Annotated in this window: 16 protein-coding genes; 10 read left to right on the top strand and 6 right to left on the bottom strand. The window is 65.7% G+C overall.

Going from position 1 to position 22,970, the window contains the following annotated elements; genetic code table 11:
• On the bottom strand, positions 1–308 hold a 308-nt coding region (locus KVT32_RS16415), incomplete at its 3' end, for an NAD-dependent epimerase/dehydratase family protein (protein WP_217618520.1).
• Between the two features lie 91 nt (positions 309–399).
• On the opposite strand from KVT32_RS16415, the gene KVT32_RS32620 reads away from it, so the two are divergent.
• Complete coding sequence (locus tag KVT32_RS32620; RefSeq protein ID WP_371825592.1) at positions 400–1,971, top strand: SDR family oxidoreductase; 1,572 nt, start codon at positions 400–402, stop codon at positions 1,969–1,971.
• Positions 1,972–2,020: 49 nt separating this feature from the next.
• Here KVT32_RS32620 and KVT32_RS16405 read toward each other — a convergent pair whose 3' ends face one another.
• Complete coding sequence (locus KVT32_RS16405; RefSeq protein ID WP_254636897.1) at positions 2,021–2,977, bottom strand: DUF2243 domain-containing protein; 957 nt, start codon at positions 2,975–2,977, stop codon at positions 2,021–2,023.
• Between the two features lie 56 nt (positions 2,978–3,033).
• Here KVT32_RS16405 and KVT32_RS16400 point away from each other — a divergent pair, with 56 nt between their 5' ends.
• Positions 3,034–4,203 (top strand): zinc-dependent alcohol dehydrogenase, encoded by a 1,170-nt coding sequence (locus tag KVT32_RS16400; RefSeq protein ID WP_217618519.1) that lies wholly within the window; start codon positions 3,034–3,036, stop codon positions 4,201–4,203.
• Between the two features lie 13 nt (positions 4,204–4,216).
• Here KVT32_RS16400 and KVT32_RS16395 read toward each other — a convergent pair whose 3' ends face one another.
• The 3 genes from KVT32_RS16395 to galU form a co-directional block, all read right to left on the bottom strand.
• A complete protein-coding gene (locus tag KVT32_RS16395; RefSeq protein WP_254636896.1) occupies positions 4,217–5,317 on the bottom strand; it encodes an aromatic acid exporter family protein in 1,101 nt (366 codons plus the stop codon).
• Between the two features lie 133 nt (positions 5,318–5,450).
• The gene (locus KVT32_RS16390; protein ID WP_056323330.1) at positions 5,451–5,666 is read right to left on the bottom strand and encodes a hypothetical protein; all 216 of its coding nucleotides are present in this window, start codon (positions 5,664–5,666) and stop codon (positions 5,451–5,453) included.
• A gap of 43 nt (positions 5,667–5,709) precedes the next feature.
• A complete protein-coding gene (gene galU, locus KVT32_RS16385) occupies positions 5,710–6,543 on the bottom strand; it encodes a UTP--glucose-1-phosphate uridylyltransferase GalU (RefSeq protein WP_056323333.1) in 834 nt (277 codons plus the stop codon).
• A gap of 168 nt (positions 6,544–6,711) precedes the next feature.
• Here galU and KVT32_RS16380 point away from each other — a divergent pair, with 168 nt between their 5' ends.
• A complete protein-coding gene (locus tag KVT32_RS16380) occupies positions 6,712–8,262 on the top strand; it encodes a PAS domain-containing sensor histidine kinase (RefSeq protein WP_217618518.1) in 1,551 nt (516 codons plus the stop codon).
• A gap of 26 nt (positions 8,263–8,288) precedes the next feature.
• Here KVT32_RS16380 and KVT32_RS16375 read toward each other — a convergent pair whose 3' ends face one another.
• A complete protein-coding gene (locus KVT32_RS16375; protein ID WP_217618517.1) occupies positions 8,289–8,798 on the bottom strand; it encodes a DUF421 domain-containing protein in 510 nt (169 codons plus the stop codon).
• A gap of 141 nt (positions 8,799–8,939) precedes the next feature.
• On the opposite strand from KVT32_RS16375, the gene nadE reads away from it, so the two are divergent.
• The 7 genes from nadE (at position 8,940) to KVT32_RS16340 (ending at position 22,954) form a co-directional block, all read left to right on the top strand.
• A complete protein-coding gene (gene nadE / locus KVT32_RS16370) occupies positions 8,940–9,779 on the top strand; it encodes an ammonia-dependent NAD(+) synthetase (protein WP_217618516.1) in 840 nt (279 codons plus the stop codon).
• A 71-nt stretch (positions 9,780–9,850) separates the two neighbouring features.
• Entirely contained in the window at positions 9,851–13,981 is a 4,131-nt protein-coding gene (locus tag KVT32_RS16365; RefSeq protein WP_217618515.1) for a CheR family methyltransferase, read from the top strand.
• Between the two features lie 835 nt (positions 13,982–14,816).
• A complete protein-coding gene (locus KVT32_RS16360; protein ID WP_230965040.1) occupies positions 14,817–15,839 on the top strand; it encodes an efflux RND transporter periplasmic adaptor subunit in 1,023 nt (340 codons plus the stop codon).
• Positions 15,840–15,850: 11 nt separating this feature from the next.
• Positions 15,851–19,027 (top strand): multidrug efflux RND transporter permease subunit, encoded by a 3,177-nt coding sequence (locus KVT32_RS16355; RefSeq protein ID WP_254636895.1) that lies wholly within the window; start codon positions 15,851–15,853, stop codon positions 19,025–19,027.
• The gene (locus KVT32_RS16350; RefSeq protein ID WP_217618514.1) at positions 19,024–20,484 is read left to right on the top strand and encodes an efflux transporter outer membrane subunit; all 1,461 of its coding nucleotides are present in this window, start codon (positions 19,024–19,026) and stop codon (positions 20,482–20,484) included. Before KVT32_RS16355 ends, KVT32_RS16350 begins: the two co-directional genes overlap by 4 nt.
• Positions 20,481–21,971 carry a carboxylesterase gene (locus tag KVT32_RS16345; RefSeq protein WP_217618513.1) on the top strand — a complete coding sequence of 497 codons (1,491 nt, stop codon included), beginning with the start codon at positions 20,481–20,483 and terminating at the stop codon, positions 21,969–21,971. Before KVT32_RS16350 ends, KVT32_RS16345 begins: the two co-directional genes overlap by 4 nt.
• A complete protein-coding gene (locus tag KVT32_RS16340; RefSeq protein WP_062842123.1) occupies positions 21,968–22,954 on the top strand; it encodes an AI-2E family transporter in 987 nt (328 codons plus the stop codon). The genes KVT32_RS16345 and KVT32_RS16340 overlap by 4 nt, the downstream gene beginning before the upstream one ends.
• Positions 22,955–22,970: the final 16 nt, after the last annotated feature.

Raw genomic sequence — 22,970 nt, 5'->3', positions numbered from 1 at the left:
CCCTGCCGCCGGGCGGCGTGAAACAGCGCCTGCGGAGCGCGCACGTGCACCGCGGCGAAGTCGCCCGCGCGCCGTTCGCGAAAGAGGCCCACGGTGTTGATGACGGCGTCCACGTTTTTCAGCAGCGGCATCCAGGCGTCTTCCGACAGCGCCCCGCTGAAATCCATGGGTACGAAAGTTGCGTCGGGCGCGTTGTGCCCTGACGGTGGGCGGCGCACGGGGCAGACCAGTGTGTGTCCCTCGGCCAGCAAGGCACGAACGAGGCGGCTGCCTATGAAGCCATTGGCGCCTGTCAACAAGATCTTCAAGCCAAATCTCCCTGGCGGACGCGCTCGCGCGCCGCCTTTCATTGCACGGGGCCGCAAGCTGCGTTCCCATTCACCTGGACAAGGAATGCTCATGAACCCATGGCTCACCGCTTTGCGCGAGGGCGCGGTCAGCGGCTCTGCCGCCAGCGTGCTTTCAACACTTGTCCTGGCTGCCGCGGGACGCAGGCAGGCCGCAAGTTGGACTGCACCGACGAATTCGACAAGCCACTGGGTGTGGGGAAGCCCGGCGCTGCATGCTGATGCGCCCAGCTGGCGGCATACCGCCACCGGCTATGCAATCCACCATACGGCGGCGGTGTTCTGGGGCGTGCTGCATGCGCGCGCCACGCAGGCGATGCCCGCCACGTATCGGCCGGGACCGGGCGTCGTGGCCGGATTGACCGCGGCGGCAATCGCGTGCCTGGTGGATTACCGGGCGACGCCCCAACGCCTGACGCCCGGTTTCGAGCACCGGCTTGGTACGTGGGCGCTTGCGCTGGTGTATGGGGCGTTCGGGCTGGGGATGGCGCTGGGATCGCTGGCGTGGCGCGCTCGGGAGCAACGGCGCCCGGCTGGGGCTGACGGCGCCGCATATACGGCGCGAACCAGGAATGGAGATTGCTGGCCCTGCCGCCAGCGCGAATCTCGCGTTGCCAACCGGGAGCACTCAATGAAACTCAAACTTAAACCGCTACGCGACCAGGTGATGGTCATCACGGGCGCGAGCAGCGGCATTGGCGCCGCAACGGCCAGGATGGCCGCCGAGCGCGGCGCCAAGGTCGTGCTGGTCGCACGCCAGGAAGAGGCGCTGAAGGCCGTGCTGGACGACATTGTGCGCGGCGGCGGGTCCGCCATCAGCGTGGCCGCTGACGTGGGCGTGCAGGACGATCACGATCGCATCCTGGAGCGCGCGACCCAGAGCTATGGCCGCGTCGATACGTGGGTCAACAATGCGGGCGTGTCGATCTTCGGAAAGCTCGAATCGGTGCCGCTGGAAGATCAGCGAAAACTGTTCGACACGGATTACTGGGGCGTGGTCTACGGATCGATGGTGGCGGTGCGGCACCTGAAAAAATCCGGGGGCGCCCTGATCAACGTGGGCAGTGAAGTGTCGGATCGCGCCGTGCCGTTGCAGGGTGCTTATTCCGCAGCCAAACATGCGGTCAAGGGCTTTACCGATGCGCTGCGCATGGAATTGCGCGAAGAAGGCGCTCCGGTTTCCGTCACGCTTATCAAGCCCGCGTCGATTGCCACCGGCTTTACGTCGCATGCGCGCAATTACATGGACGTGCAGCCGACGCTGCCGCCGCCGGTGTATGCGCCCGAAGCGGTCGCCGACGCCATCTTGCACGCGGCCGAGCATCCGGCTCGCGACCTGTATGTCGGAAGCGCGTCGCGCGCCATCTCGACGTTGGGCCAGAACATGCCGTCCCTGGCCGATCGCATGGCCGGGTGGCTGTTTCGCCAGCAACGCGGCGGCACGCCAGCTGGGGGCGGATCGGATTCGCTCTACGAAGGCGGCGGGTCGCATCCCGCGGAGCAGCAGGCAGGCCGCCGCAGCGTGTATACGAAGGTCGCCATGAACCAGCCCAGCCCGTCGCTTGTGGCGGCCGCGGTGGTGATCGGCGGGGCGGCGTGCTGGCTATTGCGCGCGCGCCGCTGATGGCAATGGGCGGGCATTGCTGACCGGCCGACTGGGTCAACCGGACGCGTCAGCTCGAGGCTCCGGCCTTCAGCCATGCCGAACACCCCGCCGGCGCAACCGACCCGCTGACGTACATCGCGCCGGCCCCAAATAGGCGCAGTTTTTGCGCGGTGGGGACGGCGGTCATGACCCAGACGGATCCTTGCGGATCCGACCAGACGATGCGGGCATCGGTTGCGGCCAGCGCCTGGAACATCGCGGCGGGGGACGCGCCCGGGCGCAGCGCGACCACCGTGGTGTCCGCGTCGGCACGCAAGGGAAAGAGGTTCAGCATCCCGCCCGCCAGCACTGCTGCCGCGAGCAGGCCGACGAGCGTTTTGCCGTTGCGGCCGGTGGGCGGCGGACGGCGATGATTGCGGGTCTTCCAGCCGGCCAGCAGCGGCGCCAGGCCGAATACGACAAACCAGGCGATGTCCCAGATCAGCGGCTGTTCCGCATCCATCTTGATTCGATGAATGCCGGTGATCCAGTGCGAGAGCAGCGCATCGATGATGTGCCAGGAGCCGAAGCCGATCCAGAAGTGGCCCCAGCGCGGGCGGATCGGCGCGCCCGGCGACGCGGCTGACCGGGCGCGAAACAACTCCATGAGCCCGGCGGCGGCGATGACGTACATGATGGCGTGAAAGACGCCATCAGCGGCGACCTGGGCGCCCAGCGACCCCAGCGGTCCAACCTGCACGTTCGATAGCAGGTGGTGCCATTGCAAGATCTGATGCAGCAGGATGCCGTCAAAGAAGCCGCCCATGGCGAAACCCAGCAGAAAGCTGGCGCGCCGCAGACGGCGAGGGGCGGCAGGGTCAACAGGTGTGCGGACGAGTTCCATGGCGTTTTCCTTGAATGGCATCGCAAGCGCGCCGTCGGCGGCGCGGTCCGCATGTCCTGTTCCCATCTGCGCCAAGGCGAAGATCCGCACGGAGTTGGTCGGCGCAGGGGCGGCTGCCGGGGTGTGGATCGGCGACGGCATGGCAGTTGCTGCGCCAGGCCCGATCGCGTGTTGCGGTCACGTCAAAGGAGATTCCAATGAAAGCACTTTGCTGGCACGGCAAACACGACATCCGCTACGACACGGTGCCCGATCCGATCCTGGAGCATCCGCGCGACGCGATCATCAAGGTGAGCGCGTGCGCGATATGCGGGTCGGACCTGCATCTGTTCGATGGGTTCATGCCCGGCATGAAGTCGGGGGACGTGATGGGTCACGAGTTCATGGGTGAGGTCGTGGACGTCGGCGCGCAGGCGCAGAACCTGAAGGTGGGGGACCGGGTTGTGATTCCGTTCACCATCACCTGCGGCGAATGCGACCAATGCAAGAAGGGCAACTTTTCGGTCTGCGAGCGCACGAACCGCAACGCGGACCAGGCGGCCAAGATGTTCGGGCATACGACGGCGGGGCTGTTCGGCTACACCCATCTGACCGGCGGCTATGCCGGCGGCCAGGCGGAATACGTGCGCGTGCCGTTTGCCGATTCGACGCATGTGCAGGTGCCCGACGCGCTGTCGGATGAACAGGTTCTTTTCCTCGGGGACATCCTGCCCACCGGGTGGCAGGCGGCCAAGCAGTGCGACATCGAACCGACCGACACCGTCGCCGTGTGGGGCGGCGGACCCGTGGGCCAGATGGCGATCCAGAGCGCGATCCTGTTGGGCGCGCGCCAGGTGATCTGCATCGAATCCGTGCCGGAGCGGCTGAAGATGGCGCGCGATTGCGGCGCGGTCACGATCAACTTCCAGGACGAGGATGTGGTGGAGCGGCTAAAGGAACTGACCCACGGCAAGGGCCCCGAGAAATGCATCGACGCGGTCGGCATGGAGTCGCAGGCCAGCAGCTCGATGGAGCACCTTTACGACCGCGTGAAGCAGGCCGTGGGCGCCGAAACCGACCGGCCGCACGTGCTGCGCGAGATGATGTATGTGTGCCGGCCCGCCGGCATCCTGTCGGTCCCCGGCGTGTACGGGGGAATGATCGACAAGATTCCGTTTGGCGCGTCGATGAACAAGGGACTGACGTGGCGCATGGGCCAGACCCATGTGCGGCGCTGGACGGACGAACTGCTCGACCTGATTGTGCAGGGCAGGATCGATCCGTCGTTTGTCATCACGCACCGCGCAAAGCTTGAGGCCGGACCGGATATGTACAAGACCTTCCGCGACAAGGAGGATCGGTGCATCAAGGTGGTGCTCACGCCATGACGCGTGGCGCGCTTCAGGCCCCGGCCTGGGATGGGGTCTGTTGCGCGCCAGGTTCCACGGTGTCGCACAGGGCATCCAATTCCCGCGTGACCTCGTGCCAGGACCAGCGGATCAGATCCACCGCCACCCGTTCGTCACACGTGAAGCCGCCGCCGCTGGCGGCTTCCTGCACCACGGCGTCCAGCTGAGCAAATTGTTGGCTGGTGCAGCACAGGGGTGCGTCGGCGCCCCGGTCACGAATGGCGCGCGCCAGGCCGTCGATCTGCCGTTGCGCCGCCTGCGCAACGGCATGCAGGGCAGGGCCCAGACGGCGTGAGACGTTCTCGGTAACTTGCACGCCGCCCACGCGCTCCATCAGCGGGACGGTAAGCCATAGTTCCTCGATCCGATCCTGCAGCCGCTGCGCCTGGGTGTCGCGGCCCACAAAGTCGATGGGCAGCGATCGGGACTGGCGCGCCATGTCGATCGCCCGCCAGTGCGCGCGTTCCAGTGCGGGCTTGTCGCGCGGCCGCGGGCGTTCTCGGCCTTCGTTCAGGGCGGCGGCCCATTCGACCAGCAATTCCCCGTACAGCTGCAACGAGGCGGCAAGGTTGTACCGCATGCTGTGACGGGCCGATAGCGGCAGCACCGCAAAGGCGGCCAGGATGCCGGCGGCCGAGCCCACGACGATCGCAAGTGTCTTGTTGACGGCGCCTGCAACGAGGTCGGCGTCCGGGGTCACGGTCAGGATGGTCGCCGTGACGAGACTGTAGTTCAAGGAGGGCCAGCGTAACGTCAGGCAAGCGGCGGCGCCTACGCCGACGACGATGCTCCACGGCGCCGGCAGGCCGGTGACGGCGGCAAGTGGCACGAGGGCAATGCCCAGCGCCACCCCGATCATTGCGCCCAGGATGCGCGCGGCTGCTTCGCCGACCGTGCCCTCCACCGTGGCCCGCACCACAAATAGCGCGGAAAAGGCGCCCCATGCCAGATCCGGCATCTGCTGCCACCGCATCCAGCCATAGGCCAGCAGCACGGCGGTAATGGTTTGCAGGGGAAGGCGGACATTGTCCTGTCCGATCGCGTCGCGATAGGCGGCGGCGCGTTTAAGAAATTGGGCGTAAAGAGGAAACATCTGAACTTTGGCTAACTGTGCGCAGATCAGGCGTCTGCGTCGGCCGGAAACGGAAGGAAGATGGCGTCGCGATGGCCCAAGAAACCGCAGCGCCTATGCGCGGTGGTCTCCTGGGCAGGGCGGTCAGTTATGGTCAGGACTCGGATTTCTTGGGGCGTCCGTACGGATCCTTGCCCGCAGGCGCCTGGGACCCGCCGGCGGGATACCCCGAATTGGTGTCGGGGTTCTGATTGACGTCCCCCGTGGGCGGACCGTCCTCGGTCGGTTGACCCGTGTAGCCGGTCTCTGCGCGATCCACGTGAGGCGACGGCGGCGGATTGGGCGGTGGGGCGGCTTTCGAATCGGTCATGGGGTAGGTTCCTTTGTAAAGATGGGAGCGCGTGCCCGCGCGGTCAACCCAGGTTGTGATACTTGCGTCCAATTTCCATCGTGGCACGATAGAAGCCTTCCTTGCTGCCGCAGTCGTAGCGCACGCCCTCGTATTCGAAGCCGAAGACGTTTCGGGCCTTGAGCAGGGCGGCGATGCCGTCGGTCAGCTGGATTTCTCCACCCACGCCCGCCTGGGTGCTCTCCAGCAGCGCGAAAATTTCGGGCTCCAGGATGTAGCGCCCGACGACCGCCAGGTCGGTCGGCGCATCCTCGGGCTTGGGCTTTTCCACGATGCCCGTCAGGCTCATCACGCCGTGTGCCTTGCGGCTGCCGGAGACGATCCCGTACTGGTGGGTGTTGGCTTTGGGCACCTGCTGGATCGCCAGGACGCTGCCGTCGAACTCCCGGGCTACCTTCGCCATTTCGCCGATGACGGGGGCATCCGCGTCTATCATGTCGTCCGCCAGCAGCACGGCAAACGGTTCGTTGCCTACAATGGGCGCCGCGCAGAGCACCGCATGGCCCAGCCCCAGGGCAGCCGGCTGGCGGGTGTACACGCATTTGACGTTGTCCGGTATGACGTTGCGGACGGTTTCCAGCAGGGCGTTCTTGTTTTTCGCTTCCAGGTCGTATTCCAGTTCTGGCACGCGGTCGAAATGATCCTCGATGGCGCGCTTGTTTCGGCCGGTGACGAAAATCAGTTCAGTGATGCCCGCGGCGACCGCTTCCTCGACGGCATACTGGATTAGCGGCCGGTCGACGATGGGAAGCATCTCCTTGGGCATGGCCTTGGTGGCGGGAAGAAACCGCGTGCCGAGGCCCGCGACGGGAAATACAGCTTTACGAATGGGTTGCATTGCTAAGGCCCTCTATGCCCGGACGGCGCCAGGGATGGGCCGCCCACTGATCGCTGTTACAGCAAATTTTGTGCCTGCCGGGCGGCGGCTGTAACAGAGTTTTCGGGATGGCACGCCGTTTGCTGACGGGGGCTTGAGCATGAATAGACACGCAGGTGGGGACATTGCATGACTTCTTTACCGGATTTTCCGTCCGAGGATCGCTATCGTCTGCTGGTAGGGGCAGTACGGGATTACGCCATCTACCTTTTGGACGCCAATGGCCGCGTCAGCAGCTGGAATCCGGGCGCTGAACGTTTCAAGGGCTATGGCGCGGACGAGATCATCGGGCAGCACTTCTCCGTTTTTTACACGCCGGAGGACCGGAATGCCGGCGTGCCGGGGCGCGCCCTGGAGACGGCACGGCGCGAGGGGCGCTTCGAGGCCGAGGGCTGGCGTGTGCGCAAGGACGGCAGCAGGTTCTGGTGCAGCGTGGTGATCGACCCGGTCGTTGACGATCGCGGCGAACTGGTGGGCTTCGCGAAGATCACGCGCGACATCACCGAGCAGAAAGAGCGGCACGAGCAGCTCCAGGAAGCCCGCGATTCGATGCACCATGCCCAGCGCAACGAGGCCATTGGCCGGCTGACGGGGGGCGTGGCGCATGACTTCAACAATTTCCTGACGGCGATCCGGTTCTCCGCGGAATTCATCAAGCGCTATCCCGACCTGCCTGCTTCGCTGATGCGTTATGTGGGCATCATCATCGACACGACGGAAAAAGCGGCCCAGCTTACCCGGCAGCTGCTTGCCTACGCCAAGCGCCAGCCGCTGCAGCCGCACGCGTTCGACGTGCGCGATAGCCTGGCTTCGATGCGGCCGCTCTTCGAAACCACGGTGGGGTCGTCCGTGGCGGTCAGCTACGAGTTCGGGCCGGGCGACTGTACGATCTTCGCCGATCCCACCCAGCTTGAGTCGGCGCTGCTCAACCTGGTCATCAACGCGCGCGACGCGATGCCCTCGGGCGGCCAATTGAAGATATCGGCCCAGATCGTGCCCGACACCGCGACGCTGGGCGGCTTGGCGAGGCTCAATGGGCCGCAGGTGGCGCTGTCGGTGCAGGATTCCGGCGCCGGGATCGAGCCGGAGGTGCTGGCGCATGTCTTCGAACCCTTCTTCACGACCAAGGGCCAGCATGAAAACTCCGGCCTGGGGCTAAGCCAGGTGCAAGGCTTTGTCCGGCAATCGGGCGGCGACGTGACCGTCGACAGCACGGTAGGCACGGGCACGACGTTCACGCTTTACCTGCCGGCCGCGAAGGCGCCGGGCGCCACGGCCGAATCGCCCGTCTCCGGTGAGATGGCCAACGTGCCCGTACGCCGCGAGGTGCTGTTGGTGGAAGACAACCGCATGGTCGGCGAGGTCGTTTCTGCGTGGTTGGGGGAGCTGGGACAACGGCTCACCTGGACCGTTGACGCCGAAAAGGCCCTGAAGGAACTGGAACAGCGCGACGGCGGGTTCGACCTGGCCATTCTTGACCTGGTGCTGCCCGGCATGAACGGCATGGATCTGGCCTATCGCATCCGGGAGCGCTGGCCCGGCATCCGGATCGTGCTGGCCAGCGGTTACAGCGAGGCGATGGCGGGGCCTCGGGCGCTGGGCTTTCCGGTGATGCAGAAGCCTTATTCCGTTGAAGCCCTGATGCAGGTTCTGACCGAGGACGCGCATACCATGCCTTGAGCGCCGGGCGGTCCACGGGACCGGCGCTATGCCCTGCGAAACCGGTTGTGCGTCCGACGTTTGATGACGCTGATGTCGCCATCCGGTTCGATGTACGCCCGTCGCACCTCGGACAGCTCAAGCACCCCTTTGAGCCGAAGCTGGCTCATGAGCTCATCTTCGGTCAGGTATTCACGCCGGAGCGCCCGTTTGGCGATCACGCCGTCCCGCACCAGACACACGCGATCCGACTCCAGCAGGCGGCCCAGCGGCTTGCAAAAATAACTGACGCGGTCAACCAGCACCGTCCAGCCGAGGATCGTGGAAATCAGCACCATCCCATCCAGGATGGACTTGTATTCACCGGCCATCGCATTTTGCGCGGCATCTGCAATTAGCACCAGCACCAGCATGTCGGCCACGCCCAGCGAACCGACATCGCGTCGCCCCGCAAGCCGGAGCAGCAGGAAGATGAACCAATAAACGATTGTCCCGCGGATGAAGATTTCCAGCGGGGCCACGGAAAACGAAAACATCGTCGACCAATCCGGGTCCATTGCGGCGCCTCCTTCAAGCAAAACGCAATCCCCGGCCAAGGCGAGCAAGTTGTGTGCCCGAGCGGCCGCAGCCCAAGGGCGGGCAGACCGCTGGGCACGCGGTTTGCTGCGAGGACCCGCCAGAAGCCGAAAGGAGTGAATATGCAATCCGAGAACTCGTCCTTGCGGGCGCAAGACGTCATTGCGCGCGAACTGGGCGTCACCAAGGACTTTGACGCGGCGGCAGAACGGGAAACGCGGATCGCATTCCTGGCCGACTACCTGATCCGCTCGGGGCGCGCGGGGTATGTGCTGGGCATCAGCGGCGGGGTGGACTCCACGGTGGCCGCGCGAATGGCGCAGCTTGCCGTCGAACGTGTGCGATCCCAAGGCAGGCCGGCCACGTTTATCGCGGTACGCCTTCCCTATGGCGAGCAGCGCGACGAGGAAGATGCGGCGCAGGCGCTGGACTTCATCGCGCCCGACCGCCGGATGCGCATCGACATCAAGCCGGCGGTGGACGCGCAGCGCGAGGCGCTTCGCGCAGCGGGCCTTGCCTACGCGGACGAGGCGGCCGAGGACTTCGGCGCAGGCAACATCAAGGCGCGGCAGCGCATGATCGCGCAGTACGCAATAGCCGGCGCGCTGGATTGCCTGGTCATCGGCACGGACCAGGCGGCCGAGGCGTTGATGGGGTTCTTCACGAAGCATGGTGACGGCGCGGCGGACGTGCTGCCGCTTCGTGGACTGACCAAGCGGCGGGTGCGGGCGTTGGGAACGCAGTTGGGGGCGCCGGAGCGTCTGGTGATGAAGGTGCCCACGGCCGACCTGGAATCGTTGCGGCCGTTGCGCCCGGATGAGGACGCGTACGGGGTCACGTATGCCCAGATCGATGGATACCTGGAAGGGGAGGCGATTGCGCCGGACGCCGTGGCGGTGATCGAGCGCCAGTTCAACGCCACCGCGCACAAGCGTGCGCTGCCTCCGGGGCCCGCATCGTGACGTGAAGCCGCCGCGCTTTTCGCGACCTGTATCATTGCCGATACCCTTCAGCCCGTCACCCCAGGCAAAAAATGTCCGATTCGCCGTCCGTTCCAAACAACAAGCCCGGCGTCGTCCGTAGTGACCTCAGCTTTCCTGTGGTCGGCCTGGGCGCCTCAGCCGGGGGGATCGACGCGCTTAAAACATTTTTTTCGCATATGCCGGCCAAGCCCGGCATGGCCTTCGTCGTGGTGGTGCACCTGTCCGCGGATCACGAAAGCGTCCTTGACAGGATTTTGCAGTCCAGCACCGTCATCCCGGTCGCGCAGGTCACCAAGCCGGTCCCGATCCAGCGTGATCACATCTATGTCGTCCCGCCGGGCGCGACGCTGGCGATGAACGACGGGTATCTGCGCGTGACCGCCGCCACGGCTAGACCGGAAGGCCGCCACATCGCCATCGACACGTTTTTCCGGACGTTGGCCGACGTGCACACGACGCGAGCGGTCGGCATCGTTCTGTCCGGCGGCGGATCGGACGGGTCGGTCGGCCTTGCCCGTATCAAGGAACAGGGCGGCGTGACGTTCGCGCAGTCGCCCCAGGACGCCGAGCACGACACCATGCCGCGAAGCGCGATCGCAACCGGCGCGGTGGACATCGTGCTGCCGGTGTCGATCATGCCGGATCGCCTCAGGAAAATCGCGGAGAACATGGGCAGCATCCACCTGCCGCCGCTGACCGAGGAGGAAGCCGCGGGCGCGGCCGACGCCGAGCAGGCGGCGGATGAGTCCAAGCACGATCGCAACACGTTGCGCGAGATCCTTGCCTTGCTGCGCGCCCGCACTGCGCACGACTTTCGTCACTACAAGAAAGCGACGGTGCTGCGCCGGATCGAGCGCCGCATGCAGATCACGGGCACCGCCACCCTGGCGGACTACGGAAAGCTGCTTCAGGAACGCAGCGACGAAACCCCCAAGCTGCTGTCCGACATGCTGATCGGCGTGACGCAGTTCTTCCGTGACCGGGACGCCTTCGCCAATCTGGATGAATTTGTGCTGCCCAAGCTGTTCAAGGCACTCAGCCATGCGCCGGATTCCGCGTTGCGCGCATGGGTGGCGGGTTGTTCGACGGGTGAAGAGGCGTATTCGCTCGCCATGTTGATGAGCGCGCGGGCTGCGGCGATGCCTCAGCCGCCCAGGATCCAGATCTTTGCCACCGACATTGACGAAACGGCGCTGACGGTGGGCCGGGCGGCGGCATATCCCATGGCGATCAAGGCCGATGTGCCCGAGGCGATGCTGCAAAGCTTCTTCAGCCGCAAGGACGACGAATACCGCATCAAGAAAGACGTGCGCGAGCGTGTTCTGTTTGCCGTGCACAACATCCTGCGCGACCCGCCTTTTTCGCGGCTGGATCTGGTCAGCTGCCGCAATCTGCTGATCTACCTGGATCGCGAGGTGCAACGCGATGTGCTGCGCATGTTCCATTTTGCGTTGAAGCCGGGCGGCTTCCTTTTTCTGGGCAGCTCCGAATCGGCCGATGCATGCCCGCAGCTGTTCCAGGTGGTGGACAAGCGCTATCGCATCTACGCCGCGCGCGAGACCCCGGCGCAGCTGAGCGCCATGCCCGAACTGACGGACGGCGGTTTCAGTCACGTGCGGCCCATCCACGCCTCCACCGCGCCGGTGCGTGAGACCAAGGTGTCGTACGCCGCGGTGCACCAGCGCGCGCTTGAAATGTACGCGCCACCCAGCGTCATCGTCGATGCCAACAGCGACATCGTGCATATCTCGGACCGCGCAGGCCGTTTCCTGCGCCATCCGGGCGGCGAGCCATCCCGGAATCTCCCGGCGTCTGTGCATCCCGAACTTCGCACCGAGCTGCGCACGGCAATGTTCCAGGCGCTGCACTCGCGCAAGAGCGTTGAGGCGCGGCGGGTCAAGATGACCTTTGGCGACCGCCAGGCCTACATCAACATGGTGGTGCGGCCGTTCCGGCACGAGGAGTCCGCCAGCGACTACATGCTGGTGCTGTTCGATGAAGTCGAAGACGTCATGAGCGCCGATGGCAGCCAGGGTCCGACGAGCGGCTCTGCCGCCGTGCTGACGCAGCTGGAGGCAGAGCTGCAGCGCACCAAGGATCAGTTGCAGGCCACCATCGAGCAGGCCGAGACCTCGACGGAGGAACTGAAGGCCTCCAACGAGGAACTGCAGGCCATCAACGAAGAGCTGCGTTCGACCACCGAAGAGCTGGAAACCGGCAAGGAAGAACTGCAGTCCGTCAACGAAGAGCTTATTACCGTCAATGCGGAACTCAAGACCAAGGTCGACGAAACCGCCAAGATCAATGACGACCTGCAGAACCTGATCGCGTCCACCGACATCGCCACGGTGTTCGTGGACCGCATGATGCGCATTCAGTGGTTCACGCCGCGCGCCTCCGATATCTTCAATGTGATTCCCAGCGACGCCGGCCGTTCGGTGCTGGACATCACGCATCGGCTTGAGTATCCAGACCTGGCCAAGGATGCCGCGGGCGTGTTCGAATCGCTGCGGCCGCTTGAACGCGAGGTGCGCAGCGCCACCGACCGTTGGTATCTGGCGCGGCTGCTGCCCTACCGCAGTGCCGAACACCGCATCGAAGGCGCGGTCCTGACGTTCATCGACATCACCGACCGGCGCAAGGCGGAAGACCGGGTTCGTCTGGGCGAAGCCCACCTGAAGCTGATGACGGAAAGCGCCCGCGACTTCGGCATCATGACGCTGGATAACCAGGGCATCATCACCAACTGGAACATCGGCGCCGAGCTGATGTTCGGATACACCAGCGCCGAAGCCGAAGGCAAGTCGATATCCATCATCTTCACCGACGAGGACATTGCCGCCGGCCGGCCGGAATACGAACTCGATCGTGCCCGGCAGATCGGTTACGCGCCGGACGAGCGGTGGCACAAGCGCAAGGATGGCAGCCTGGTGTACTGCACCGGGGGCGTGAACCGCATGGACGACCCGGTCTACCAAGGGTTCGCGAAGATCGTGCGCGACGTGACGGAACTGAAGCTGCGCGATGCCGAGCAGGAATCGCGGCTGGATCGCGCGCGTGCCGACAGCATGCTCAAGGACGAATTCTTCGCGGTCGTGTCGCACGAACTCAAGCACCCGCTCAATCTGATTCAGCTCAATGCCGAGCTGCTGGCGCGCGCGCCAGCCGTGCGCAACCTGGCGCCGGCAGCGCGTGCCATCGATCTGATCCAGCGGTCGGTCAGGGGCCAGGCCCGCATCATCGACGACCTGCTGGACCTGTCGCGCGTGCGCACCGGAAAGCTGGCGCTGAACAAATCGATCATCGACGTCGCGGCCATCGCGAAAAATATCCTCGATGTGCTCAGGCCCGCCGCCGCCGCCGCGGGCGTCGACCTGCGCGCGGACTTCGATCCCGCCCTGGCGATCTACCTGGATGCCGACCCCGTACGCATCGAGCAGGTGATCTGGAATCTGCTGAACAACGGGATCAAGTTCACACCGGAAGGAGGGCGGGTCGCGCTCAAGCTCGCCGTTCAAGACAACCGGTTGAGGCTGGACGTGGCCGATACGGGCCAGGGCATCGACCCGATGTTTGTCGGCCGGGTCTTCGACATGTTCAGCCAGGGTGACGTGCGTCAGAAGGCCGGCACCAGCCCCGGGCTGGGTATCGGATTGGCGGTCGTCAGCGAACTCGTTGGCGCCCATGGGGGCACGATCGAGGTGCACTCGGACGGCCTGGGCACGGGTGCGCGGTTCACGGTGTGGCTGGACTTGGCCGGGGCGCGCGAAGAACAGGACGCGCCCCAAACCAATGGCGACATGCCGCTCGACGGGTTGAATGTGCTGCTGGTCGACGATTCCGAGGACGTCCTGCAGGTCATGCGCGAACTGCTGGATCTCGAAGGGGCCATCGTGACGGCCGTCTCCAGCGGCCGCGAGGCCTTGGAACGGCTGGATCAGTCCCCGTTCGATCTGCTGTTGTCGGACATCGGCATGCCCGACATGGACGGCTATGCGCTGATGCGGGCCATCCGCGAGCGGGAGGACGGCGTCGATCTGCCGTCCATCGCGCTTACCGGGTTTGGCGCCAAGGAAGACATGCGAGAAGCCGTCAGCGCCGGCTTCTCGGCGCACATCAGCAAGCCCGTGTCGCTGGACGATCTGCTGGAAGTCGTGCGCAAGATTTGTCCCCGCAGCTGAACGTCGCTGGCGGCCGCGCGCAGCGGCCGCCGCACCCCCGTCATCGCGAAGTTTCAATTAGTGCCAATTTTCCGCTTCTGGAAATAATTACCCTGTATTGGCGTAAAGCGTGATTGCGCCTGGTTTGGGTTGCGCGCAAAGCATGCTGCGAAAATTCGCATATTTGCGACCACCAATCTGGACACGCATGCGCCAAGGTTTCGCTGCAAGGCGTGAAAAATGCTGCCATGCGGGCGATTGACACCATCGAGAAAAGCTTGCGCTAAGCGTCGCCGCTACTTAAGCTGTCCCGAAACGCCGCGCCCCAGCACGTAACGTGCCAGCGCCGGCAAGCGGATCGCAGCGCAATGTCCGCAGAATGACCACGCAACACTTTGTCAGCCAGTTTCCCTTGTCCCGGACATAAAGGATCCTTGTGCGAAAGTTGATGGTCTTGTTGGTATCACGATGCGGCCGGCGCACGCCTGGCACGTATCGGCCTTGCCCAGTTGGGCAGGTTCTTCCTGGATCGGATGTTTCCCGATCGGGCCCTCCTCCCTTTTCCGGCGCCTTCTTCCTTTTGCGCCGCGTCGCGCCCGCAATCCACAAAAAATACGCTGAACCGGCGCGCCCGCCGCGCCGTTGAGCTGTCCGAGCTGGGCCCTTTCCACCGGTGGGGGGAGAGGGAAGTGGGACCTTGAGTCCGACCGCCTGGGAGTAGGGGATGATGCAAGCGAGCAGCAATGTCCGTCGTGTCGTGTTGTATGCGTTGAGTGCTTGGACAATGGTGTTGGCGGGGTGCGGGGACCGGAACGATGCGGCTGCCGTCCCCCTGGCGCCAGTAAAGGTCTTCGTGATGACCGTGGGGAGCCAGCCGGTCGATCTGAACGTGGATCTGCCGGGCCGGATCGAGCCCATTCGCACGGCCGAAGTGCGCGCGCGCGTGGATGGCATCGTGGAGAAGCTGCTCTACACCGAGGGCAGCGACGTAGAGGCCGGCGACCCGCTATTCCAGATCGATCCGAGCGACTACAAGGCGCAGCTGGCGCAGGCCAATGCCATGCTGCAGCGCGCGCAGGCCGTGCAGAAGAATGCGCGCTCGGTCACCGAGCGGTTCCGTCCGCTGGTGCAGCGCCAGGCGGTCAGCGCCCAGGAGTACGAGGCGGCGTTGGCGGCGCTGGGCCAGGCGCAGGCTAATGTCGCCGATGCGCAGGCCGCGGTCACGCTGGCGCAGTTGCGCCTGGACCGTTGCACGGTCAGGGCGCCCATCGCGGGGCGGGTGGGACGCGCGCTGGTCACGGAAGGGGCGCTGGTCAGCGCTTCGGGCGCAACGCTGCTGGCGCAAGTCAACCAGCTTTCGCCGATCAGCGCCACGTTCACCAAATCCAACACCGCCATCATGGACCTGACCGACTACGCGCGCTCGGGCGCGCTGGCCACGGCGGGCAACACATTTCCGGTGCGTCTTATGCTGGCCAATGGCCGCGAGTTCGGCGAAACGGGCGTCGTCGACTTTGCGGACCTGAGCGTGGACCGGACGACCGGCGCTCAGACCATACGCGCCCGCTTTGACAATGCGAAGCGGGAACTGCTGCCGGGTCAGTTCGTGACCGGGCAGATCCTGGTTGGCGTGCGCAAGGAGGGCATCCTGATCCCCGCGCGGGCCGCGCGATTGAACGGCGACACGGCCACCGTGTTCGTCATCGGACCCGGCGACACGGCGGTGCCTAAACAGATCCAGGTCGGCGAGCAGGTCGCCGGCAACTGGCTGGTGCGTAGCGGCCTTGAACCCGGAGAGCGGGTGGTGGTGGACGGCTGGCACAGAATCAGGCCCGGCCAGCAGGTCGATCCTGTCGAACAGCAAGCCGCGAAACCCTGACGGAGTCGGCCATGGGCTCATTCTTCGTATTGCGGCCAGTATTCGCCTGGGTAGTGGCGCTTTTCGTCCTGTTGTTCGGCCTGATCTCGGTGGTGCTGCTGCCCGTCGAGCAGTACCCGAATATCGCGCCGCCGTCGATCACCATCCAGGCGACCTTCCGGGGCGCCGATACCACCACCATCGATCGCACCGTCACCTCCATCATCGAGGAGGAAATGAACGGGGTCGACAACTTCCTGTACATGGCGTCGGTCAGCCGCGCCAACGGCACTGCGCAGATTACGGTGACGCTGGAGCCCGGCACGGATTTGGACGTGGCGCGCAGCCAGGTGCAGGACCGCCTGAGCCGGGTCGAGCCGCGGCTGCCGCAAGAGGTGCGCCAGTTGGGCGTGGCCGTGACCAAGGCGTCATCCGGCTTCCTGATGCTGCTGGCATTGCAGTCCGAAAGCGGCAACGTCAGCGCCGTCGAGATGGGCAATTTCGCGTCCAACAACATCCTGAATGAGCTGCGCCGCATCCGTGGCGTGGGCGATGTGCAGCTGTTTGGCTCGTCTTACGCCATGCGGATCTGGCTGGATGAGCGCAAGCTGGCAAGTTTTCAGATGTCGGCCAGCGACGCGATGCGCGCGGTGCAGGAGCAGAACGCGCAGACGATCGGCGGTTCGCTGGGCGACCTGCCGCTGGCGCGCGGCGCGGACTTCAACGCGCAGATCGTCGCGCAGAGCCGTTTCTCCACGCCCGAGCAGTTCCGCCAGGTCATCTTGCGCGTGAACAACGACGGCTCGCTCGTGCGGTTGGGCGACGTGGCGCGGGTGGAGCTGGGCAACGAAAGCTACAACTTCCGCCTCAGCGTCAACGGCAAGGAGGCAGCCGGCATCGCCATCCAGCTGGCCAATGACGCGAATGCGCTGGATGTCGCACGCCAAGTCCGCCAGCGCATGACGGAGCTGGAATCGGTCTTTCCGGCGGGCGTCGGCTGGACGGTGCCGTTCGACACCACGCCCTTCATCACGACCTCGATCAGTTCGGTGCTGGTCACCATGGTGGAGGCGCTGCTGCTGGTCACGGCAATGGTGTTCCTGTTCCTGCAAAGCTGGCGCAGCACGCTGATCCCGACGCTGATCGTGCCGATTGCGCTGATCGGCACCTGCGCGGGCCTGTTCCTGTTTGGCGCGTCCATCAACCTGCTGTCGCTGTTTGGCATGGTGGTGGCGATCGGGGTGTTGAACGACGATGCGATCGTGGTGTCCGAGAACGTCGCCCGCATCATGCAGGACGAAAAGCTGTCCGCGCCGGAGGCCACGCGCAAGGCGGTCGGCCAGGTGTGGGGGCCGATCATTGCCAGCACGCTGGTGCTGGTGGCGGTGTTCGTGCCGATGGCGATGTTTCCGGGGTCCAGCGGCGCGATCTACCGCCAGTTCTCCATCACCCTGTCGGTCGCCATCGTCGTGTCCACCCTGCTGGCGCTGTCGCTGGGCGCCGCGTTGTGCGCCACGCTGCTCAAGCTGCCGGATGGCAAACCGCCGAAGGGACGGGTGTCCAAGGCCAAGCAATGGGTGTTCGACAAGTTCAACGCGGGCTTTGACGCCATGACGCGCCAGTACGTGCGGGCGGTCGAGCACATGCTGGTGCGGCCGCTGCGCTGGATGCTGATCTTCCTGGGCGTGTGCGGCCTGACGATCTTTCTGTTCTCGCGCTTGCCGGGCGGCTACCTGCCGCTGGAAGACCAGGGTTATTTCTTCGTGTCGTACACCGGCGCGCCCGGCACCACGGCCGACCAGACCGAGGTGGCCGTGCAACAGGCCGAAAGCCTGCTGCGTGAGCAGCCTGCCGTGCGCAACGTGGCGTCGGTGGTCGGGTTCAACTTCTTCGGCCAGGGGCAGACGGCTGCACTGTCGTTCGTGGACCTGTACCCGTGGAGCGAGCGCACGGATCGCAGCAAGGCGGTCGATGCGCTGGTCGGGCGCAGCAACCTGGCCTTCCGCCAGATCCCCCAGGCGATGATCTTTGCGCTGAACCCGCCGCCGATCCCGTCGATGGGCAACGCGTCGGGCTTTTCCATGAAAGTGCAGGACCGCACGGCGCAGGGCGGCGCGGGTCTTGCCGCCACGGGCGCGGCGATGATCGCGGCCGCCGCCGCCAGTCCGCTGCTGACCGGCGTGCGGCTGGACGGCATGCCGCCGGGACCGCGGTTGTATGTCGAGATCGACCGCGTGCATGCCCGCGCGCTGGGGTTGCAGGTGGCGCAGGTCAACCAGGCGCTGACGCTGGCGTTCGGCTCGAACTACGTCAACGACTTCCTGCACGATGGTTCGGTGCAGCGGGTGTTCATCCAGGCTGAGGCCGATCAGCGCATGCAGCCGCAGGACATCGCCGCCTTGCAGTTGCCGAACAACCGGGGCGAGATGGTGCCGTTCTCGGCGTTTTCGCGAATGCGCTGGATCGATGGTCCGCAGCAGCTGGAACGCTATAACGGCTTTCCTTCCATCACGATTTCGGGCGAAGCCGCCGCGGGCCGCTCCAGCGGCGTGGCGCTGGCCGAAATGGAGGCCATCGCCGCGCGGGTCCTGCCGCAGGGCATCACCTACGAATGGACCGGGACGGCTTACGAGGAACAGCAGGCGGGCAACCAGGTGGCGTTGCTGCTGGCCCTGTCGCTGGTCGTGGTGTTCCTGCTGCTGTCCGCGCTGTACGAAAGCTGGTCCGTGCCGGTGTCGGTGCTGCTGATCCTGCCCTTCGGCATCCTGGGCGCTGCCGCATTCACGTTGGGGCGCGGCATGTCGGCGGACATTTACTTCAACATCGGGCTGGTGACCATCATCGGGCTGGCCGCCAAGAACGGCATCCTGATCGTGGAGTTCGCGCTGAAGGAGGAACTTGAAGGCCGCGACCGCAAGGAAGCGGTGGTCGATGCGGCCCGCCAGCGCCTGCGCCCCATCATCATGACCAGCGTCACGTTCGTGCTGGGCATGCTGCCGCTGGTGCTGGCGACCGGCGCGGGCGCCGCCAGCCGGCAGGCGGTGGGCACCAGCGTGATGGGCAGCATGCTGACCGCCACGCTGTTCGGGGTGTTCTTCACGCCACTTTTCTACATGGTGGCGCGGCGCTGGTCCGGGCCCCGGAAACCTGCGCCCAAGCCTGGCGAGAGCGGTCCGGCCAAGGCCGAAGAGCGGGGAGAGAATCCATGACCCCCGCCCGCCTTGCCGCCGCCGCGCTGCTTATCGGTGGGCTGTCCGCGTGCAATTTTGCGCCCGAGCACCGCCGGCCCGAAGTGGCCACGCCCGCCATGTTCCCGGGCGAGGTCCCCCCGGATGCCAAGGCGGCGCAGGACGTGACCTGGGAGCAGTTCTTTGGCGATGCGCAGCTCAAGCGCCTGATTGCACGGTCGCTGGAGCTGAACCAGGACCTGGCAGCGGCCACGGCCCGGATCGAGCAGGCCCGCGCGTTCTACCGCATCGAGCGCGCCAATCAGCTGCCGCAACTGGACGCCGGCGCGGCGGCGTCGCGCAACCAGCAGCCGCTGACCGTGCTGGACCCGGCGCTCGCCGGGTCACGGCAGACCGTGCAATTCAATCAGTTCAACGCGCAGGTGATGGTCTCGTCGTTTGAGCTGGACTTCTGGGGGCGGGTGCGCAATATGACCGCCTCGGCGTTGCAGCAGTACCTGGCGACGGTGGAAGGCCGGCGCGCGTTCCGCCTGTCGCTGATCGCGAACGTCGCCTCGACCTATTACGACGCCCAGGCAGGCGAAGAGGGCATCGCGCTGGCGCAGCGCACGGTGGAGACGCGCAGCTATGCGCTGCGCGTGGCCAAGGACCGCCTGGACGCCGGCGTCACGTCGCGCGTCGACTTCGAGCAGTCCGCCATCCTGCTGACCCAGGCGCAGACCCAGCTTGCCGAATGGCAGCGCGCCACGGCGGGGCATTGGAACCGGCTGTGGGTGCTGGTCGGCGAAGACCTGCAGCACGAGATGGCCGCCGGCCAGCCCATCGAGGCCGCGGGGCAGTTCGATGCGCTTAGCCCCGGATTGCCGTCTTCGCTGCTGGTGGTCAGGCCGGACATCCGGCAGGCAGAGAACCGCCTGCGCAGCGCCAATGCCAACATCGGCGCGGCGCGCGCGGCACTCTTTCCGCGCATTGCGCTGACCGGATCGCTGGGCTACGCGTCCACCGAGCTGTCGGATCTGTTCTCCTCGCCCAGCCAGATCTGGAACATCGGCGCGGGGATAGGGTGGCCGATCTTCGACTACGGGCAGCGGCGGGCGGCGGTTGACCTGGCCACGGCGCAGCGCGACGAGCTGGTCTCCAATTACCGCAAGACGGTGCAGACCGCGTTCAGCGAAGTGGCGACCGCGCTGGAAAACCGCAAGCGCTTCCAGGAACAGGTCGCCGCGCAGGAGACGGCGATCCAGGCGCAGCGCCGGCTGGCTGAAACCGCCGAGTTGCGCTACATGAACGGCATCTCCATCTATCTGGAAGTCGTCGATGCGCGGCGCGGCCTGTTCAATGCGGAGCAGCAGATGCTGACGCTGCGGGCCTCGCAATTGCAGAACGGCGTGTCGCTGTACGTGGCGCTGGGCGGCGGGGACGAGCAGCCGGAAGTGGTCATGGCGGACGCGCCGCCCGCGGCGGGAGCCGCGCAGTGAACACCGGCAAGCCCACCGACGCCATCCAGCGCCCGCGGTGGCGCCGGCTGCGCAAGGCCTTGTTCATCGTGGCCGGGGTGGCGCTGCTGATTGTCTTCACGCTCATGGGCGTGCGCCTGTACGACATCCAGCAGGGGCCGCCGCTGGCTGCGTGGCACACGTATGTGCCGCAGGAACTGGACGCCGAGCGGCTGGACCGCAGCACCTGGGACGATTACCTGGCGCATGAGGATCAGCTTTTTGCGCTGGTCAGGCAGAACGTGGGCGACAAGCTGCTGCCGGAGGACAAGGTGGACAGCAACCGCTACTTCGCAGACGCGAAGGTGTACCCCGAGCATTTCGCGCATGACTGGAACCGGTCGTTCATGCTGCTGCCGGCGGGTGAACCGCGGGGCGTGGCCGTGCTGCTGCATGGCCTGACGGATTCGCCCTACAGTCTGCGCCACGTCGCCGCCCATTACCAATCCGTCGGCTACGTGGCGATCGCCATCCGGATGCCGGGCCACGGCACGGTGCCTGGCGGGCTGACGGACGCGCATTGGGAAGACTGGGCGGCGGCCACGCGCCTGGCCGTGCGCGAAGCCCGCCGCCGCGTGCCGGCGCCCAAACCGCTGCACATGGTGGGCTTTTCCAACGGCGGGGCGTTGGCGCTGATGCACGCGCTGGATGCGCTGGACAACCCCAAACTCGACAAGCCCGACCGCCTGGTGCTGATCTCGCCGATGGTCGGCATCACGTCGTTTGCGCGCTTCGCGGGCTTGGCGGGCCTGCCGGCCATCCTGCCCGCGTTTGCCAAGGCCGCGTGGCTGAGCATCGTGCCGGAGTTCAATCCCTTCAAGTACAACTCTTTCCCCGTCCACGCGGCCCGCCAGTCGTTCGAGCTGACGCAGACGCTGCAGGACAGGCTGGTCGCGCAGCAGCGCGCGGGCGGCCTGGAACGGTTGCCGCCCATCATCACGTTCCACTCCGTGCTGGATTTCACCGTCAGCACGCGCGCGCTGATCAACGCGCTGTATGCGCGGCTGCCGGCCAACGGCAGCGACCTGGTGCTGTTCGACCTGAACCGGGCCACCAAGCTTGGGCCGCTGTTCCGGCGCGGTGTCGCCTGGCAACTGGCGGGCACGCTGCCCGGCGAAAAGCGCAACTATCGCCTGACGCTCGTCACCAACGCCAGCCCCACGTCAAGCGCCATGATCGAGCGCGTCATTGAGCCGAACGCCACCGCCGTCGTGGAACGGGCCATCGGCATGGACTATCCGCGCGAGGTCTATTCGCTGTCGCACGTTGCGCTGCCGTTCCCGACCGACGACGCGCTGTACGGCACGCATCCGGACAACATCGAAGAATTTGGCATCAGCCTGGGCGCCATGTCCATGCGCGGCGAAGTCGGCGCCTTCGTGATCGGCATGGACACGTTGACCCGGCTGACCTCCAATCCGTTCTATGCCTATCTGGTCAAGCGCGTTGATGGGGTGATACCACGATGACGTCCTTCGCAATGTCCGGCATCTTTGCCCTCCTGCTGCTCGGCCTGCTGTACCTGGCCAGCCCGATCTTCGTGCCGTTGGCGTTTGCGCTGTTCGTCATCTGCCTGGTTGCGCCGCTGCGCCAGTACCTGGGCCGCAGGATGCCGGCGCCGCTGGCCGCGATCCTGGCGCTGGTGGTCACGGTGGTCGTGTCGGTGGTGTTCCTGTCGTTGGCGGCCTGGGGCTTCAGCCTGGTCGCGCAGTGGGTCATGGCCAATGCCGCGCGCTTCCAGCGCCTGTTCACGCTGGAGACCGAAACGCTGCATCCGCACGGCGCGATGGCGATCCAGATGTTCCAGGACAGCTTCAACGTGTCGTGGCTGGTGCGGGCGATCCAGGAGGTGGCGCTGCGGATCAACAGCATGCTGGGCATGATTTTCATCGCGTTTGTCTTCATTGCGCTGGGGCTGTTCGAGCTTGACGAGGCGCCGGGGCGGCTGATCCGCCTGCTGGGTGAGGCCAGGGCGCAGCGCTGGATGGCGATCGGGCGCGAGGTTGCCGCCAAGCTGCGTTGGTACATGGTGATCCGCACGATCGCAAGCGTGCTGACGGGCGTGACGGTCTGGCTGTTTGCGATCTATGCCGGGCTGGAGCTGGCGACCGCCTGGGGCGGGCTCGCGTTCCTGCTGAACTACATCCCGTTTCTCGGGCCGCTGGTGGCGACGGTGTTTCCGGCGTTCTTCGCATTCGTGCAGGTGGGATCCCTGCAGACCAGCATTGCGGTGCTCGTCGTCCTGAACTGCATCCAGATCGTGTACGGCTGCTATCTGGAACCCAGGCTTGCCGGCAGCGCGTTTGCGCTGTCGCCGCTGATGGTGATGTTTGCTGTTTTTTTCTGGGGGTTTGTGTGGGGCATTCCGGGCACGTTCATTGGCGTGCCCCTACTTATCACGATGACCACCGTGTACGGCGCAGGCCGCAGTTCACGCGTTGCCCGCAGCTGAGCCGGCCGGTCCGGGG

The sequence above is a fragment of the Achromobacter sp. GbtcB20 genome, from assembly GCF_019091095.1.
GTDB classification, from domain to species: domain Bacteria; phylum Pseudomonadota; class Gammaproteobacteria; order Burkholderiales; family Burkholderiaceae_B; genus Achromobacter; species Achromobacter mucicolens.
The sequence above is the reverse complement of the archived record's forward strand: the minus strand, read 5'-3'. Positions and strand labels throughout refer to the sequence as shown.

Coding starts and splice junctions, on each gene's coding strand:
- KVT32_RS16405 (WP_254636897.1), bottom strand. CDS start 2,977: ATGCCGTCGCCGATCCACACCCCGGCAGCCGCCCCTGCGCCGACCAAC.
- KVT32_RS16390 (WP_056323330.1), bottom strand. CDS start 5,666: ATGACCGATTCGAAAGCCGCCCCACCGCCCAATCCGCCGCCGTCGCCT.
- KVT32_RS16380 (WP_217618518.1), top strand. CDS start 6,712: ATGACTTCTTTACCGGATTTTCCGTCCGAGGATCGCTATCGTCTGCTG.
- KVT32_RS16355 (WP_254636895.1), top strand. CDS start 15,851: ATGGGCTCATTCTTCGTATTGCGGCCAGTATTCGCCTGGGTAGTGGCG.
- KVT32_RS16360 (WP_230965040.1), top strand. CDS start 14,817: ATGACCGTGGGGAGCCAGCCGGTCGATCTGAACGTGGATCTGCCGGGC.
- KVT32_RS16365 (WP_217618515.1), top strand. CDS start 9,851: ATGTCCGATTCGCCGTCCGTTCCAAACAACAAGCCCGGCGTCGTCCGT.
- KVT32_RS16395 (WP_254636896.1), bottom strand. CDS start 5,317: ATGTTTCCTCTTTACGCCCAATTTCTTAAACGCGCCGCCGCCTATCGC.
- KVT32_RS16375 (WP_217618517.1), bottom strand. CDS start 8,798: ATGGACCCGGATTGGTCGACGATGTTTTCGTTTTCCGTGGCCCCGCTG.
- KVT32_RS16350 (WP_217618514.1), top strand. CDS start 19,024: ATGACCCCCGCCCGCCTTGCCGCCGCCGCGCTGCTTATCGGTGGGCTG.
- nadE (WP_217618516.1), top strand. CDS start 8,940: ATGCAATCCGAGAACTCGTCCTTGCGGGCGCAAGACGTCATTGCGCGC.
- KVT32_RS16340 (WP_062842123.1), top strand. CDS start 21,968: ATGACGTCCTTCGCAATGTCCGGCATCTTTGCCCTCCTGCTGCTCGGC.
- galU (WP_056323333.1), bottom strand. CDS start 6,543: ATGCAACCCATTCGTAAAGCTGTATTTCCCGTCGCGGGCCTCGGCACG.
- KVT32_RS16400 (WP_217618519.1), top strand. CDS start 3,034: ATGAAAGCACTTTGCTGGCACGGCAAACACGACATCCGCTACGACACG.
- KVT32_RS32620 (WP_371825592.1), top strand. CDS start 400: ATGAACCCATGGCTCACCGCTTTGCGCGAGGGCGCGGTCAGCGGCTCT.